Source organism: Neisseria sp. P0006.S009, assembly GCF_051962915.1.
GTDB lineage: Bacteria > Pseudomonadota > Gammaproteobacteria > Burkholderiales > Neisseriaceae > Neisseria > Neisseria subflava_E.
In genome coordinates, this window is sequence record NZ_JBQCUV010000002.1 from 275,902 (window position 1) to 292,035 (window position 16,134).

At 51.2% G+C, this 16,134-nt stretch carries 21 protein-coding genes; 17 read left to right on the plus strand and 4 right to left on the minus strand.

From position 1 onward, the window contains the following. Positions 1–3 precede the first annotated feature (3 nt). Positions 4–468: a four-helix bundle copper-binding protein gene (locus ACTHTK_RS05120; RefSeq protein WP_107723832.1), complete on the plus strand. Its 465-nt coding sequence runs from the start codon at positions 4–6 to the stop codon at positions 466–468. A 61-nt stretch (positions 469–529) separates the two neighbouring features. On the opposite strand, the gene ACTHTK_RS05125 is transcribed toward ACTHTK_RS05120, so the two are convergent. Next, positions 530–1,063, minus strand: a complete 534-nt coding sequence (locus ACTHTK_RS05125; RefSeq protein ID WP_107723833.1) for an acyltransferase — start codon at positions 1,061–1,063, stop codon at positions 530–532. A 281-nt stretch (positions 1,064–1,344) separates the two neighbouring features. Between ACTHTK_RS05125 and rpmE the strand changes: the two genes are divergently transcribed. The 15 genes from rpmE (at position 1,345) to cysS (ending at position 13,458) form a co-directional block, all read left to right on the plus strand. Continuing rightward, on the plus strand, positions 1,345–1,560 hold the full coding sequence (gene rpmE, locus ACTHTK_RS05130) for a 50S ribosomal protein L31 (RefSeq protein ID WP_003681847.1): 216 nt from the start codon (positions 1,345–1,347) through the stop codon (positions 1,558–1,560). Between the two features lie 235 nt (positions 1,561–1,795). Further along, positions 1,796–3,454, plus strand: a complete 1,659-nt coding sequence (locus tag ACTHTK_RS05135; RefSeq protein ID WP_107723834.1) for an ArnT family glycosyltransferase — start codon at positions 1,796–1,798, stop codon at positions 3,452–3,454. 138 nt (positions 3,455–3,592) lie between these two features. Then, the gene (locus ACTHTK_RS05140) at positions 3,593–4,480 is read left to right on the plus strand and encodes a hypothetical protein (RefSeq protein WP_234394601.1); all 888 of its coding nucleotides are present in this window, start codon (positions 3,593–3,595) and stop codon (positions 4,478–4,480) included. A gap of 222 nt (positions 4,481–4,702) precedes the next feature. Continuing rightward, entirely contained in the window at positions 4,703–5,503 is an 801-nt protein-coding gene (locus tag ACTHTK_RS05145) for an ABC transporter ATP-binding protein (protein ID WP_049329453.1), read from the plus strand. A 65-nt stretch (positions 5,504–5,568) separates the two neighbouring features. Then, positions 5,569–6,345, plus strand: a complete 777-nt coding sequence (mlaE, locus tag ACTHTK_RS05150) for a lipid asymmetry maintenance ABC transporter permease subunit MlaE (RefSeq protein ID WP_070606268.1) — start codon at positions 5,569–5,571, stop codon at positions 6,343–6,345. 49 nt (positions 6,346–6,394) lie between these two features. Further along, positions 6,395–6,889 carry an outer membrane lipid asymmetry maintenance protein MlaD gene (mlaD, locus tag ACTHTK_RS05155; protein ID WP_049329454.1) on the plus strand — a complete coding sequence of 165 codons (495 nt, stop codon included), beginning with the start codon at positions 6,395–6,397 and terminating at the stop codon, positions 6,887–6,889. A 32-nt stretch (positions 6,890–6,921) separates the two neighbouring features. Then, complete coding sequence (locus ACTHTK_RS05160) at positions 6,922–7,512, plus strand: MlaC/ttg2D family ABC transporter substrate-binding protein (RefSeq protein WP_003681817.1); 591 nt, start codon at positions 6,922–6,924, stop codon at positions 7,510–7,512. Positions 7,513–7,575: 63 nt separating this feature from the next. Then, complete coding sequence (locus tag ACTHTK_RS05165) at positions 7,576–7,854, plus strand: STAS domain-containing protein (protein ID WP_036493932.1); 279 nt, start codon at positions 7,576–7,578, stop codon at positions 7,852–7,854. Beyond that, the gene (locus ACTHTK_RS05170) at positions 7,851–8,678 is read left to right on the plus strand and encodes an MlaA family lipoprotein (RefSeq protein WP_049335811.1); all 828 of its coding nucleotides are present in this window, start codon (positions 7,851–7,853) and stop codon (positions 8,676–8,678) included. The genes ACTHTK_RS05165 and ACTHTK_RS05170 overlap by 4 nt, the downstream gene beginning before the upstream one ends. Positions 8,679–8,792: 114 nt before the next feature. Further along, positions 8,793–9,155: a hypothetical protein gene (locus tag ACTHTK_RS05175; RefSeq protein WP_003681812.1), complete on the plus strand. Its 363-nt coding sequence runs from the start codon at positions 8,793–8,795 to the stop codon at positions 9,153–9,155. Continuing rightward, complete coding sequence (locus ACTHTK_RS05180; RefSeq protein WP_440378453.1) at positions 9,155–9,538, plus strand: acyl-CoA thioesterase; 384 nt, start codon at positions 9,155–9,157, stop codon at positions 9,536–9,538. Before ACTHTK_RS05175 ends, ACTHTK_RS05180 begins: the two co-directional genes overlap by 1 nt. Then, positions 9,535–10,023: a peroxiredoxin family protein gene (locus ACTHTK_RS05185; RefSeq protein WP_004519060.1), complete on the plus strand. Its 489-nt coding sequence runs from the start codon at positions 9,535–9,537 to the stop codon at positions 10,021–10,023. Before ACTHTK_RS05180 ends, ACTHTK_RS05185 begins: the two co-directional genes overlap by 4 nt. A 143-nt stretch (positions 10,024–10,166) precedes the next feature. After that, positions 10,167–11,321: a GTPase ObgE gene (obgE, locus tag ACTHTK_RS05190; RefSeq protein WP_440378454.1), complete on the plus strand. Its 1,155-nt coding sequence runs from the start codon at positions 10,167–10,169 to the stop codon at positions 11,319–11,321. A 145-nt stretch (positions 11,322–11,466) separates the two neighbouring features. Further along, positions 11,467–11,958 (plus strand): hypothetical protein, encoded by a 492-nt coding sequence (locus ACTHTK_RS05195; RefSeq protein WP_107723839.1) that lies wholly within the window; start codon positions 11,467–11,469, stop codon positions 11,956–11,958. Between the two features lie 78 nt (positions 11,959–12,036). Then, complete coding sequence (cysS, locus tag ACTHTK_RS05200; protein WP_107723840.1) at positions 12,037–13,458, plus strand: cysteine--tRNA ligase; 1,422 nt, start codon at positions 12,037–12,039, stop codon at positions 13,456–13,458. Positions 13,459–13,571: 113 nt separating this feature from the next. Here the strand turns inward: cysS and ACTHTK_RS05205 are convergent, their stop codons facing one another. Continuing rightward, on the minus strand, positions 13,572–14,177 hold the full coding sequence (locus ACTHTK_RS05205; RefSeq protein ID WP_371459544.1) for a nitroreductase family protein: 606 nt from the start codon (positions 14,175–14,177) through the stop codon (positions 13,572–13,574). 15 nt (positions 14,178–14,192) lie between these two features. Continuing rightward, complete coding sequence (locus tag ACTHTK_RS05210; protein WP_371459543.1) at positions 14,193–14,588, minus strand: DoxX family protein; 396 nt, start codon at positions 14,586–14,588, stop codon at positions 14,193–14,195. 128 nt (positions 14,589–14,716) lie between these two features. Between ACTHTK_RS05210 and ACTHTK_RS05215 the strand changes: the two genes are divergently transcribed. After that, on the plus strand, positions 14,717–15,625 hold the full coding sequence (locus tag ACTHTK_RS05215) for a LysR family transcriptional regulator (RefSeq protein WP_440378455.1): 909 nt from the start codon (positions 14,717–14,719) through the stop codon (positions 15,623–15,625). A gap of 40 nt (positions 15,626–15,665) precedes the next feature. On the opposite strand, the gene ACTHTK_RS05220 is transcribed toward ACTHTK_RS05215, so the two are convergent. Beyond that, a complete protein-coding gene (locus ACTHTK_RS05220; protein WP_049329464.1) occupies positions 15,666–16,007 on the minus strand; it encodes a hypothetical protein in 342 nt (113 codons plus the stop codon). Between the last annotated feature and the right edge of the window lie 127 nt (positions 16,008–16,134).

Here is a 16,134-nt window from a genome sequence, read left to right on the forward strand (position 1 = left end):
CTTATGAACCGTCGTCAATTTATCGGCAGCGCTGCTGCTGTTTCCCTCACCGCCGCCGCTTCTTTCGCCCGCGCTCACGACCATGCCGGCCATGCACACCATGCCGGTCATGCTGGTCACGCGCATTCTGCACCACGCGCCTACGAAGCTGCGCGCAAAGCGGCCGCACATTGCGTTGAAGCCGGTCAAATCTGTTTGGCACACTGCATTGCCCTGTTGAGCGAAGGCGATACCTCCATGAAAGACTGCGCAGCCGGCGTCAATCAAATGTTGGCACTGTGCGGCACCTTGCAAAACCTTGCCGCCCAAAATTCACGCTTGACTCCGTCTTTGGCAAAAGTGTGCATCGAAGCCTGCAAACAATGTGCTGCCGCCTGCAAAGAACACGCCAGCCACCACGCTGAATGCAAAGCCTGCTACGAATCTTGCTTGGCTTGCATTAAAGAATGCGAAAAAATTGCCGCTTAATCAATATTAAAAAAGACCGTCTGAATTTCAGACGGCCTTTTATTTTGCTGTTTTGTTTACGCTATTCGGCTGCAAGCTCTTGCTCATCCAGCAGTTTTTTCCGAACAATCGCAGGATTGCCCGCAGCCACGCAATAAGGCGGCACATCTTTGGTAACCACCGAACCTGCGCCGATTACCGCGCCCTTGCCGATGGTAACGCCGCCCATGATAATCGCACGCCGGCCAATCCAAACATCATCTTCAATCACAATCGGGCGGATGTCCGTATAGCCTTCAAAGCGGCGGGTTTCAGGGTTGAATTTGTGGTTGGTCGAATAAAACAGGCATTCCGGCCCCATCATCACGTTCTTGCCGAGGGTCAGGCCGTGGCAGATTTCGCAATTGACGCCGATACCCGAATTGTCGCCGATTACCGTATCCGGAAAAACATATCCGCCTTTTTCAATATTGACGTTTTTGCCGATGTTAGGGGAAATGCACGCAGCCAAAGCAGCACGGAATTTTTGCGCAATTCTGCCGAATGGTTTGCAATAAGACGGAGGCAACATTCCTCCCCAAACACGCAAAATGCACGTCAATATCCTTTTCCACATTAATTCCGTCTCCTGTTCGTACAAGCGTAAATATTATTCAGACTATTATTCTTCTTAAAGTTTCACATCTAGAGGAGGTTTTACATCCTCTTTTCAGTTAGATTACAGCCCGATTACACAACATTTGGTTTGAAACTCTATTCTAAACTGTTCTCGTCTGTTGCGAAACTGCCCTGCATACAAAATATCCTCTTGACGAAACAGCCAAAAATAGCGAAAATCCTACGCTTAACTGAAGTACAGGCAAAACCCCTGTGCCCGCTTAATCGAAAGGAAATCAAATGAAACAAGGTATTCACCCGAACTACCACGAAATCAACGTTACCTGCTCTTGCGGCAACAAATTCGTAACCAAATCCGCAATGGAGAAAGACAGCTTCAACGTTGAGGTTTGCTCTCTGTGCCACCCTTTCTACACCGGTACTCAAAAAATCGTCGACACTACCGGTCGCGTGGACAAATTCAACAACAAATTCGGCAACCTGTTCAAACGCTAATTGCCACTTTGTCAAAAAGACTGCTTCGTGCAGTCTTTTTTGCATTCAGGCCGTCTGAAACATTTCTTTCAGACGGCCTGAGCTTTTTGTCGTCAACCAAATGCCATATCCTTCCAAACACCCGATAAAAACGAGCCATAAGCATTATTTTACAAAGCTCTCCGGTCCGGCATATCGCGCAAACCCGTCAAACCCTGTACCATTGCTATTCAAACCAACCGTTTTTTGACCTTCCATGCTGACTTACACACCGCCCGATCCGCACCGCCCCCAAAAAACCCATGAAAAACCATGGCTTCTGCTGCTGATGGCCTTTGCCTGGCTGTGGCCGGGCGTGTTCTCGCATGACTTGTGGAATCCTGCCGAACCCTCCCTCTTTACCGCCTCCGAATCCATGAAAAACGGCGGCAGCCTGTTGGTTGCACAAATCTTCGGCCAACCCGATTTCACCCTCTCCCCTGCTTTTTTATGGGCGGCAACCGCATTCCAAACCCTGTTTTCGCCTTGGGCGGCCGATACCTATGATGCCGCGCGTTTTGCCGGCGTGGTATTCACTGCCATCGGACTGACCGCCTGCGGATTTGCTGGTTTCAACTTTCTCGGCAGACATCACGGCCGCAGCGTTGTCTTAATCCTTATCGGCAGCATCGGTTTGCTGCCCATCGCCCACTTCCTCAATCCCATGTCGGCCGCTTTTGCCGCATTTGGATTGATTCTGTGCGGCTTTTCACTGGCACGCCGCCGCGTCATTATTGCCATTTTGCTGTTGTGCGGCGGTTGGGTTTTACTCTCCCTTTCCTCAGGCTATCTGCTGACCGCGGCCATGATGTTTTTGGCACTTGCCCTGTCGTTCCATTCTACTTGGCAAAGCAAACGCTATCTGCTGACCCTGATTGGCGCCATCGTCGTTTCCCTGCCCCTGCTGATTCTGTATCCGCTGGTTTTATCAAAAACCAATCCCGAATGGTTTGATATTTGGTTCAACCATTATTCCTTAGGCGTATTCGGCGGTTTCCATCAGATTCAGACGGCCTTCAACCTACCCTATTATCTGAAAAACCTGCTGTGGTTTGCCTTGCCTGCTTGGCCGCTGGCGGCATGGACACTCAGCCGCACGCGTATCCACGATAAAAACTGGGGCATTCTGAGCCTGTCGTGGCTGATTATCATGACAGCCCTACTCGCCATCAATCCGCAACGCCTGCAAGACAACCTCGTTTGGCTGTTGCCGCCGCTTGCCCTGCTCGGCGCGGCAAAACTGGACGGCCTGCGTCGCGGTGCAGCGGCATTTATCAACTGGTTCGGCATCATGGCATTCGGTTTGATTGCCGTGTTCCTGTGGCTGGGCTTCTTCGCCATGAACTACGGCTGGCCTGCCAAACTGGCCGAACGCGCCGCCTATTTCAGCCCGTATTACATCCCCGACATCGATCCGATTCCGATGGCCGTCGCCCTTCTGTTTACCCCGTTATGGCTTTGGGCGATTACGCGTAAAAACATCCGTGGCCGCCAAGCCGTAACCAACTGGGCAGCCGGCGTTACCTTGGCCTGGGCCTTGCTGATGACCCTGTTTTTACCGTGGCTCAACGCCGCCAAAAGCCATGCGCCGGTGGTACACCAAATGGAAACCGCACTTTCTTCCGAATTGAAACAGCAGCTTTCAGACGGCCTCGAATGTATCAGCATCGACAGCCAAGACCAGCGCACACGAATCGCATGGACACAATACAGCCATATTAAAACCACGACCGACAACCCATCCTGCCGCTACCGCCTCATCCGCCAAGCCGCCAATGTCGGTGCACCTTCGGGTTGGCAAACCTTGTGGCAAGGCGCAAGACCGCGCAACAAAGCCGAGACTTTCCTATTACTGGAAAAAACTGCGGCGCAGTAAGCCATACCAGCCTCAAAACTGAACATTCCCAGTCCAACAAAGGCCGTCTGAAAGAACTTTTATCCTTTCAGACGGCCTTTGACTCACTTTAACACCGCTTCCCGTACAATGGCCCTTTTCCCTTATCTGCCTAAAAATATGAAACCCAACCGCCTTTTACCCCTCGTCCTCTTATTGACCGCCCTCTCCGCCCATGCCAAAGATTTCATCATCTACGACCGCATGGACTACGTCGGCAAACCCGACCTGACCGCCGACAAACTCTCCAAAGTGTTCTTGGTTTACGAAAGCGAGCTGGTCAAACCCGATCCGACGGGCAAACGCAAACACGGCGTACTCAACGAAGCGCGTATCCGCGAATTGGCCAAACAATCGCGTCGCGAAGGCTACCGTACCATTTCTACCGACATCGAAAGCTGGTTTGCCGAAAAAGACGGCCAGCTGCTGACTCCCGACGCATTAAGAACCGACTTTGCGCGGATGTACCAAATCTTCAGAGAAGAAAATCCGCGCGCCGTCATCAGCAACTACGGCATGCCCTCCGAACACCTGCACGGCATCCGCCACTACCGCCCCAACGTTGATAACGAAGCCATCTTGGCCAAATGGCGGCAAGTCAGCAAACGCCGTGCGCCCACCGCCGCCATCAGCGACTATGCCAATCCTGTGTTCTACATCACTTCCCCCGATTTGGTGCAATGGGAAAAAGACGTGAAAATCGCCGTTGACGACATTCATCAACGCTTTCCCAACAAAAAAATCATCGGCTACATCTGGCCGCAATATTATTCGGCCACCAACAGCCCTTATTTCAAGCAGTTCATCGACCCCGTCCGCTGGCGCAAAATGCTCGAAATCAGCAAAAAATACACCGACGGCGTGATTATCTGGTCGGACAAGCGCGATGAAAACAACCAAATCGTGCGCTGGAACGATCCGCGCATTCAAGCCACGATGAAAGCAACTCAAGCCTTCATCAATGCCAATGCCAAAGAAATCAAGGTAGAAGGTTTGCAGAAATATTAAAAATAAGGCGGGCATGTTTGCCCGCCTCTTTATTTACCTACACATCTGTCTGTATGTTTGACACAACATACGACAAAATGACCGTAGCACCAACGCTTCTGCATTCTTTCACACGTTTTTACCCGTTATTCCTAAGCGCAGGCCGTCTGAAAATTGCCCGAATATCCAATACCCTTTACAATACTCGTAATTAAAATACATTTTTCGACACCCCTCTCCTGCATGAGTTCCACACCCTTCATCGAAATGAAAGACGTTGCCTTCGCATATGGCGACCGTCCTATTCTGAACAACATCAACTTCAGCATTCCACAAGGCAATTTCGCCGCCGTAATGGGTGGTTCGGGCAGCGGTAAAACCACGCTGATGCGCCTGATTACGGGTCAAATCCGCCCACAATCGGGCAAAGTGCTGATTGAAGGGCGTGATTTGGCCGCATTTTCAGCGCAGGAGCTGTACGAACACCGCCGCCGCATGGGCGTTTTGTTCCAACACGGCGCATTGTTCACCGACTTATCCGTCTTCGACAACATCGCCTTCCCCATGCGCGAGCTGACGGATTTACCCGAAGCGGTCATTCGCGATTTAGTATTACTGAAACTGAATGCAGTCGGTTTGCGCGGCATTGAAAACCTGATGCCTTCCGAGCTTTCCGGCGGTATGTCACGCCGCGTCGCCCTTGCGCGTACGATTGCGCTCGACCCTGAAATCATGTTGTACGACGAGCCTTTTACCGGCCTCGACCCGATTTCGCTGGGCGTCATCGCCCACCTCATCAGCCGCGCCAACAAAGCCCTGCGCTCAACCAGCGTCATGGTAACGCATGATATTGAAAGGTCACTGGAAATTGTCGATCAAGTCATTTTCTTGGCACACGGCGAAATCATGTTCTCCGGCTCGCCCGAAGAAATGCGCGAACTCGACTCGCCTTGGGTACGCCAGTTTGTCGGCGGTTTGGCAGACGGCCCTGTCGCCTACCGCTATCCGGCGCAAACGACTTTAAAACAAGACTTGCTGGGCTGATGTTCAGACGGCCTGAAACTTAAACAAGGCCGTCTGAAAACCATTTAACCAATCAACTGAAACCTATGAATTTTATCCGTTCCGTCGGGGCAAAAACCCTCGGCTTCATCCAATCGCTGGGCAGCATTACGCTGTTTTTCCTGCATATCTTGGCCAAATCAGGTACGGCGTTTGCCCGCCCGCGCCTGAGCATCCGCCAGGTTTACTTTGCAGGCGTGTTGTCTGTCCTGATTGTTGCTGTGTCCGGGCTGTTTGTCGGCATGGTGTTGGGCTTGCAGGGCTATACGCAGCTGGCAAAATTCAAATCCGCCGATATTCTGGGCTATATGGTTGCCGCTTCCCTGTTGCGTGAATTGGGTCCCGTATTGGCGGCTATTCTGTTTGCCAGCAGCGCGGGCGGTGCCATGACCAGCGAAATCGGCTTAATGAAAACCACTGAGCAGCTTGAAGCAATGAACGTGATGGCGGTCGACCCTGTGGCACGCGTGGTTGCGCCGCGCTTTTGGGCGGGTGTGTTTTCCATGCCTTTGTTGGCATCAATTTTCAATGTTGCCGGCATTTACGGCGCGTATTTGGTCGGCGTCGAATGGCTGGGTTTGGATGGCGGTATTTTCTGGTCGCAAATGCAAAACAACATTACCTTCCATTACGACGTACTCAACGGCTTAATCAAATCCGCCGCCTTCGGTGTAGCCGTTACGCTGATCGCCGTACATCAGGGCTTCCACTGCGTACCGACTTCCGAAGGTATTTTGCGCGCCAGTACACGCACCGTAGTGTCTTCCGCCCTGACTATCCTCGCCGTCGACTTCATGTTGACCGCATGGATGTTTACCGACTAAAGGCCGTCTGAAACGACACTTAAAAAGAATGAAACAAGGACAATAGCACATGAAAAAAAATGCTTTGGAATTTTGGGTAGGACTGTTTGTCTTACTGGGCGCAGCCGCTATCGGCTTTCTCGCCTTCCGTGCCGCCGGCGGACAATCGTTCGGCAAATCATCACAAACCTACACCGTCTATGCCGATTTCAGCGACATCGGCGGCTTGAAAACCAACGCCCCGGTCAAATCCGCAGGCGTACTGGTGGGCCGCGTTGCATCCATTCAGCTCGACCCTAAATCCTATCAGGCAAAAGTTGCCCTCAATCTGGACAGTCAATATCAGTTCAGCAGCGACGTTTCCGCACAAATCCTGACTTCAGGCTTGTTGGGCGAACAATACATCGGCCTGCAACAAGGCGGCGATACTGATTCTTTGGCGGCAGGCGACACCATTACCGTCACCAGCTCCGCCATGGTTTTGGAAAACCTTATCGGCAAATTCATGACCAGCTTTGCCGAAAAAAACGCAGACAGTGAATCTGCCGGTCAAAACAAACAATAAACACATATCAACCCAATATTCAGGACACTCCCATGAAAAAAACTTCCTTCATCAGCGCATTGAGCATCGGCGTATTGAGCATCAGCATGGCATTTGCCTCTCCTGCCGACGCAGTCAACCAAGTCCGTGAAAACTCCGTTCAAGTGCTGAAAATCCTCAACAGCGGCGATGCCAACACTGCACGCCAAAAAGCTGAAGCCTACGCCATCCCTTACTTCGACTTCCAACGCATGACAGCTTTGGCCGTCGGCAACCCATGGCGTACTGCAACTGACGCACAAAAACAAGCGTTGACTAAAGAGTTCCAAACCCTGCTGATCCGCACCTACTCCGGCACCATGCTGAAATTCAAAAACGCCAAGGTCAACATCAAAGACAACCCGGTCGTAAACAAAGGCGGTAAAGAAATCGTCGTCCGCGCCGAAATCAACGTTTCCGGCCAAAAACCGGTCAACATGGACTTCACCACCTACCAAAGCGGCAGCAAATACCGCGCATATAATGTCGCAGTAGAAGGCGCAAGCTTGGTTACCGTATACCGCAACCAATTCGGCGAAACCATCAAAGCCAAAGGCATCGACGGCCTGATTGCCGACTTGAAAGCCAAAAACGGCGGTAAATAATCCACCCCCGCACCATGCCGCCTGATGTTCAGACGGCATGGTGCCTTACATCATAAAGACACCATGCAAACAGAAATCCGCAACGGCACGCTCTACATCAGCGGCGACGTTACCGTCAAAACCCTGACTGCCTCCGCCTTTGCGCGCTACGAACAACAATGCCGTCTGAAAGAAACAGACAGTATAGACTTCAGCCAAGTAGGCAAAGCAGATTCAGCCTGCGTTTCCCTGCTGCTCAACGCTCTGCGCCGGACAGACAAAAAACCGACCATTCAAAACATTCCCGATTCCGTCCGCGCACTGGCCGAACTTTACGAAATCAAAGACTGGTTGCAATCATGAAAAAAACCACCGCTTCACTCTGCCTCCTCATCAGCATAGCCTCCGCTCCCGCACTTGCCGAACGCAATCCAGCCGACCCTTACGAAGGCTACAACCGTACCGTTTCCAAGTTCAACGACAAAGCAGACAAATACGTCCTTTCCCCTGTCGCACGCGGTTATCGCAAAATAACGCCCAAACCGGTGCGTACCGGCGTGATCAACTTCTTCAACAACCTGCGCGATGTCGTCAGCTTCGGCAGCAATGTACTGCGCCTTGACGTCAAACGCGCCAGCGAAGACCTCGTCCGCGTCGGCATCAACACCACCTTCGGCCTTGGCGGTTTAATCGACGTAGCCGGTGCAGGCGGTGTGCCCAGCAATAAAAACACCCTCGGCGATACCTTCGCCTCATGGGGCTGGAAAAACAGCAACTACTTCGTTGTCCCCCTACTCGGCCCGTCTACCGTACGCGATACCGTCGGCAACGCCGTCACCACCGTCTATCCGGTTAAAAATGCCGTCTTCCACACCAGAGCAGGACGCTGGGGCACAATCGGCCTGCAAGCCATCAACACCCGTGAAGAACTGCTCGACCTGACCGACAGCCTCGAAGGTGCAGCCATCGACAAATACAGCTACACACGCGACCTTTACATGAAAGTCCGCACCCAACAAACCGGCGGCACGCTCCCTCAAAGCGAAGACGACAACATCGACATTGATGACTTAGTGGACAGCAATGCCACTTCCGAACCGGTAACAGCCCCTCAAACCGCTCCGGCAGAAATTCCCGATACAGCCAATCCCCAAACCCTGTATCAAACACCATCAGAAAACCTCTGATTGTTCCCAAAAATAAAGGCCGTCTGAAATTCAGACGGCCTTTATCCCCCAAAAGATAGCCAGTCCACCACCTTTGCTATATCATTCAACTATACAGAAACCAAGGAAAACACCATGTACGAAGTCAACCGCAGCGTCTTCCTGCTTATCCCCCTCGATCCATTTTGGAACTGGCTGAAATCCCTGCCCGGCAATCACCTAGACGGCCTGACACTGGAAGACATTCAAGCCGATGCCAATTCCTACCTCGTTCGCCCATGCGAAACTGCCGACGAAGTATGGGACGAAATCGAAGCGCGTTTTGAAGATATTTTTGCTGCCGAATTGGCCGACTGGTGCGAAGACGAAAGCGAATGGCCGGATTTGGATGCCGACATTTTCAACGAATGGTTCGATATCCAACTCTCCACCGTGATTACCGACCTCGAACACGAACCAATCGCACGCGAAGAGTTCCAACCCATCAATCTCAACTGATGAAACTGACCGTCCGCAACTACCACCTTGACGGCTACGGCCACGTCAACAATGCACGCTATCTCGAATTTCTCGAAGAAGCGCGCTGGACGTTTTTTCAAGAGCATGACCTTCTGTCCGAACTCAAAGACATCATGCTCGTTGTTGCACGCGTTGATATCCGCTATCGCCGCCCGTCGCTTGAAGGCGATGTTTTAACCTTTACAGGCCGTCTGAAAGACATCGGCACACGCCACATCATCCTCAGCCAAACCGCAACCCTGCCCAACGGCAAAGCCGCCATCGAAGCCGAAGTTACCCTTATGCCCGTCAGCAGCGAAAGCGGCCGCAGCATCAACGTTCCCCAAACCTTAGCACACGCCATTCAAAACCTCGAATCATGAAAAAAATACTCACACTCCTTGTCGTTGCCACGATTGGCGCGCTTCTTGCCTTTGTCCTTATCCCCAGCAACAAAGCCGCCCCTGATTTCGCCCTGCCCGACCTGCAAGGCAAAACCATTACCAACGCCGATTTGAAAGACAAAGTTACCCTCATTAACTTCTGGTTTCCCTCCTGCCCCGGCTGCGTGAGCGAGATGCCTAAAATCATCAAAACCGCCCAAGATTATCAAGGCAAAAATTTCCAAGTCCTCGGCATTGCCCAGCCCATCGACCCTATTGAGAGCGTCCATCAGTACGTCAAAGAATACGGCCTTCCTTTCACCGTCATGTACGATGCCGACAAAACTGCCGCAAAAGCCTTTGGCACACAGGTTTACCCGACTTCTGTCCTGATCGACAAAAACGGTAACATCCTCAAAACCTACGTTGGCGAACCCAATTTCACCCAACTCTACCAAGAAATCGACCAAGCCCTCGCCCAATAAATCCAAGGCCGTCTGAAACCATATTTCAGACGGCCTAAAACCGAAATATCCTTTATAATAAGCAACATTTTATCCGTTCAGACACCAAGCTCCTCTATTAACAAAGGCCGTCTGAAACAACCGAATACCCATAAGAGAACATCATGAAATTTATCGACGAAGCAAAAATCGAAGTCGCCGCAGGTAAAGGCGGTAATGGCGCAACCAGTTTCCGCCGCGAAAAATTCGTACCGCGCGGCGGCCCTGACGGCGGCGACGGTGGCAAAGGTGGCAGCGTTTGGGCGGAAGCCGATGAAAACACCAACACCCTCGTCGAATACCGCTTCGTCAAACGCTACCAAGCCAAAAACGGCGAAAAAGGTCACGGCTCCGACCGCTACGGCGCAGGGGCGGACGACATCGTCCTCAAAATGCCCGTCGGCACCCTCATCCGCGACCTCGACACCGACGAAATCGTTGCCGACCTCACCCACCACGGCCAGCGCGTCTGCCTTGCCAAAGGCGGCAAAGGCGGCTTGGGCAACATCCACTTCAAATCGTCCGTCAACCGCGCGCCCAAACAATCCACGCCCGGCGAAGAAGGCGAAACCCGTTCCCTGCAACTCGAGCTTAAAGTCCTCGCCGACGTCGGCTTGTTGGGCATGCCCAACGCCGGTAAATCTACCCTGATTACCGCCGTCTCCGCCGCACGCCCCAAAATCGCCAACTACCCCTTCACCACTCTGCATCCAAACTTGGGCGTCGTGCGCATCGACGAAAACCACAGCTTCGTCATGGCCGACATCCCCGGCCTGATTGAAGGCGCAGCAGAAGGCTCAGGCCTTGGCCACCGCTTCCTCAAACACTTATCGCGCACCGGCCTGCTGTTGCACGTCGTCGATTTGGCTCCTTTTGACGAAACCGTCAACCCCGCCGAAGAAGCACTCGCCATCATCAACGAATTACGCAAATACGACGAAGAACTCTACGACAAACCGCGCTGGCTGGTGCTGAACAAACTCGACATGCTCGATGAAGAAGAAGCCCAAGAACGCACCACCGCCTTCCTCGAAGCCATCGGCTGGGACTATCCGAAACCAGACGACTGCTTCCAATTTGACATGGAAACCCCGCGCCTCTTCCAAATCAGCGCCCTGACCCACCAAGGTACACAGGAATTGGTACACCAAATCAACCAATACCTGACCGAGAAAAAACGCATCGAAGCCGAGAAAACCGAAGCAGAACAGGTAGCGGCAAAAGCCGAAATTGCCGAGCAGCAGCCTAAAACAGATACTGGCGTGTTTAAGCCGGAGTAAAAATTTCAGACGGTCTATTGGATAGAAAGGTCGTCTGAAAACATATCAACCGTATCGTGTGGGTGTAAACCTACCATGCAGATCAAGATACAAAAATATTACTTAATGAGGTATAACAGCCCAAGCCATTTAACAAAGGAAAACTATGTTAAAAAAAATTTCTATTTTTATTCCGATAAGCTTATTAACTGCTTGCTCAACTATCTTACAAACAAATTCATATCAAGCCAACGGCGATACTTTTGTAACGCCCAAAAACTGGATACTGATTGATACACATGACAATCTACCTGCATATTTACTCTCGGAAAGCCTAGAAAAATCCGTACTCACTCTACCAAACAATAAAACAGTTGTTTATTTAAGTGGAATAGTTATTACGCATTTTAATGAGGGAGGAAAAATCCATTCTTTATCTTCCCATATGATTATCGAAGATTGCCAACAACCACAGCTAACCTCTTTAGGAGGATTAGCTACGCAATATGAGCAACCTTTACTCAGAGGTACCTCTACGCTAACAGAATCTAAACTACCATTATCATTGAAAAAAAAATCACATGCTATTGCGTGCGAATATGCACAAAAGCATAATGTGCCGACTGAAAAAATCACATTACCAACAAAGAAACAATAAATTATCTGTTTTTCCCATTTCAATAAAGCATACTTCTAATGCCCTAATGCATAACTTTTTTATCCAATACCAAACACCATGACCACCATCTACAACACCCTTACCCGCCAAAAAGAACCCTTTACCCCCATCGACCCTAAAAACGTGCGCATGTACGTTTGCGGTATGACTGTTTACGACTATTGCCACTTAGGCCATGCCCGAGTGATGGTGGTATTCGACATGATTGCCCGCTGGCTGCGCGAGTGCGGTTATCCGCTCACTTATGTGCGCAACATCACCGACATCGACGACAAAATCATCGCCCGTGCGGCTGAAAACGGCGAAACCATCAGCGAACTGACCGCGCGTTTCATTCAGGCTATGCACGAAGATGCCGATGCTTTGGGTGTGTTGCGTCCCGACATCGAGCCGAAGGCAACGGAAAATATTCCGCAAATGATTGCCATGATTGAAACCCTGATTCAAAACGGCAAGGCATATCCTGCCGCAAACGGCGACGTTTACTACGCCGTGCGCGAGTTTTCTGCTTACGGTCAATTGTCGGGAAAATCGTTGGACGACCTGCGCGCAGGCGAACGTGTGGAAGTGGACGGTTTCAAACGTGACCCGCTGGATTTTGTGTTGTGGAAATCCGCCAAAGCAGGCGAACCTGCATGGGAAAGCCCGTGGGGCAACGGCCGTCCGGGTTGGCACATCGAATGCTCTGCCATGAGCGAAAACCTGTTCGGCGATACTTTCGACATCCACGGCGGCGGCGCGGATTTGCAGTTCCCGCACCATGAAAACGAAATTGCCCAAAGCGTCGGCGCGACGGGGCATACCTGCGGCCACGACCACGCGCAAACCCACCACGGTCAAAGCATTGCCAGCCACGTCAAATACTGGCTGCACAACGGCTTTATCCGTGTCGATGGCGAAAAAATGTCCAAATCGCTGGGCAACTTCTTCACCATCCGCGAAGTGTTGAAACAATATGACCCGGAAGTCGTGCGCTTCTTCATCCTGCGCGCCCACTACCGCAGCCCGTTGAACTACTCCGACGCACATTTGGACGACGCAAAAGGTGCGCTGACCCGTCTGTACACTACATTGAAAAACACACCAGCGGCTGAGTTTGATTTATCTGAAAACGCCAACGACTACACCCGCCGCTTCTACGCCGCCATGAACGATGATTTCGGTACGGTCGAAGCGGTTGCTGTGTTGTTTGAACTGGCAGGCGAAGTGAACAAAACCAATGATGCACACCTCGCCGGCTGCCTGAAAGCCTTGGGCGGCATCATTGGCCTGCTGCAACGCGACCCGATTGAATTCCTGCAAGGCGGTGCTGTTTCAGACGGCCTGTCCAACGAGGAAATCGACGATTTGATCGCCCGACGCAAACAGGCACGCGCGGATAAAAACTGGGCGGAATCCGACCGTATCCGCGACCTTCTGAACGAACACAAAATCATTCTGGAAGACAACGCTGGCGGTACGACTTGGCGCCGTGGTTGATTTCATGGCATAGATGAAAGGCCGTCTGAAACTGTTTTTCAGACAGCCTTTTTAATTTTGGTATTTCAAAAAGGGCGCAAACATCGCGCCCTTTGTTTAAAACATCATTTCATTTATGCGCCAAATACTTTCAGACGGCCTTCGATTGGTTGGAAGGCTTTTTCACCGGCTGAAGTCGCGATACCGCCAATCACCATTTGCGCACGCAACAACCAGCTTTCCGGCAGATTCCATTCTTTGGCAATGGCCGCATCAGGCAGCGGATTGTAGTGTTGCAGATTGGCGCCGATACCGGCAGCCGCCAATGTTGTCCAAACAGCATATTGAACCATGGCATTTGCCTGATCCGCCCAGATCGGGAAGTTGGCCGCATAAGATGGGAACTGCTCTTGCAAGCCTTTGACAACATCTTGATCTTCAAAGAACAAAACTGTCGCCGCGCCTGCTTTAAACAAGTTCAGTTTTTGTGCAGTGGCTTCAAACTGCTCGGCAGGAACAACCGCACGCAACGCTTCTTCGACAAAATGCCACACTTTGGCATGTTCTTCGCCAAACAATACGACCACTCGGGCAGATTGTGAATTGAAAGAAGACGGCGTATGCAAAACGGCGTGTTCGATGATTTTGGTTACTTCCTCATTGGACAGAGGCAGGGTATTGTTCAATGCATAGATAGAACGACGGGTTTCAGCAGCTTGTTGCAAAACAGAATAAGTCATGATCTTTTCCTTAAATTAATCTTTATCTTTACCAAAAACGTTATCCAAAGCCCACGCTCCGCCACCGGCTACTGCCAGATACAAAAACACGAAGCAGAACAAAACGGCAGATTCGCCATGGTTAGCCAATGGGAACAAAACATTACCAGAAGACGCGTGCGCCATAAAGTAGGCGACTGCCATCTGACCGGATAAAACAAACGCGGCCGGACGCGTAAACAGGCCCAATATCAATAAGATACCGCCGACAATTTCCAAAATACCGGCCACCAGCATCAAGCCTTCGGGCGCGCCGCCCATGGACATTGGGAAACTGAAAAACTTGGCCGTACCATGCAGCAAAAACAAATATGCCGTAACAATACGCAAGACAGACAATACAACAGGTTGGAATGATTTGAGGGCTGACATCTTAATAATCCTTATTTTAATGGCTACCTGAAAGAGGTAGGGAGCAATTTCAATAAGTGCAGTATAGATAATTCCCAGTAAGAGATATATACTCGAATTATTGACACAACGTTTCCTAATAAGAAATCATGGATACCCTATTCAGCCTAAAAGTTTTCCGCCAAGTGGTGCAAAGCGGCAGTTTTACCCGTGCCGCCGATCAGATCGGCATTTCCACCGCCATGGCCAGCAAACACGTCAGCCATCTGGAAAACACCATTCAAGCCAAGCTCTTACACCGCAACAGCCGCAACCTCCATCTGACCGAAGCAGGCGAAGAATACTACCGCCAATGCAGCTACGCGCTGGATACCTTGGACACCGCCGCCCAAAAAGCGGCAGGCGGTACCGACACGCCGCAAGGTATGTTGCGCGTTACCATGCCCCTATGGTTTGCAGGCGGCAATATGAGCGCATGGCTAGCAGAATACCGCCAGCGTTATCCCAAAGTAACGCTCGACCTCGTCCTCGACAACCGCCATATCGACCTCATTGCCGAAGGTTTCGACCTCGCCTTACGCGTTTCCAAAACCCCCTCCCCTTCGCTGATCGTCAAACCGCTGGCCAAAATCGAGTTCGTCCTGCTTGCCGCTCCCGACTATCTGGCCCGACACGGCACACCCGATACACCCGAAGCCGTCATTCAGCATCAAGCCATCCTGCCTTCCTATACCAGTCAACAAAACTGGGAGATTACCCACCGCATTACCGGAGAAAAAGCCATTCTCCACCTCTCCCCGGTTATCCGCAGCGACAACACGCTGATGATCCGCGAACTGATTAAAGCAGGCGCAGGCATAGGCTATCAGCCCCTTTGGGCAGTTCAGCAGGAATTGAAGGACGGCACATTGATCCAACTCCTGCCCGATTACACCATCTGGATAGACCAACTGAACGCCACTTATGTCGACAGGGCATTCCTCAGCGCGAAAGTGCGCAGCTTTATCGACTTTCTCAATGAAAAAAATATCGGAAGGATAAACATCAAGGCCGTCTGAAACACTTTTCAGACGGCCTTTAATCAAAGCAACAATCCAATCAATAATTAGTCGAGCAGAACTGTTCGCGTTTGTCCGCATCGGCGGCATAGCATGTCAAACCCATGCCTGACGCATTGCTGTTGTTCGCTTTCGCACCCGGTTTCTTGTTCACCAAAACCTTACCGTTTTTTCCGATTTCCACGGTTACACCTTTGCCGTTTTTCAGCTTCCATTTCAACACTTGCGCATCAGCATTCTGACACTTATTGACTGTACAGCCGCCTTCTGTCGCAACATTACCGTTTTTATAAATCACGCACTGCTGCTGGCTGTCGGTACAAGCCGCATAAGCCGCAACGGAGAAACAGGAAATCAGCGCAGCAAACAAAACAGGTTTCATGGTTTGAACTCCTAAGGTTGTAATGATGGGTTTGTAATATTTGGAACTATACGCTTGTTTGCATGTGCCTACTACAAAATGTATCGGTAAGATTCAATAGACGCATCACTATCTCCACTCCATCAAT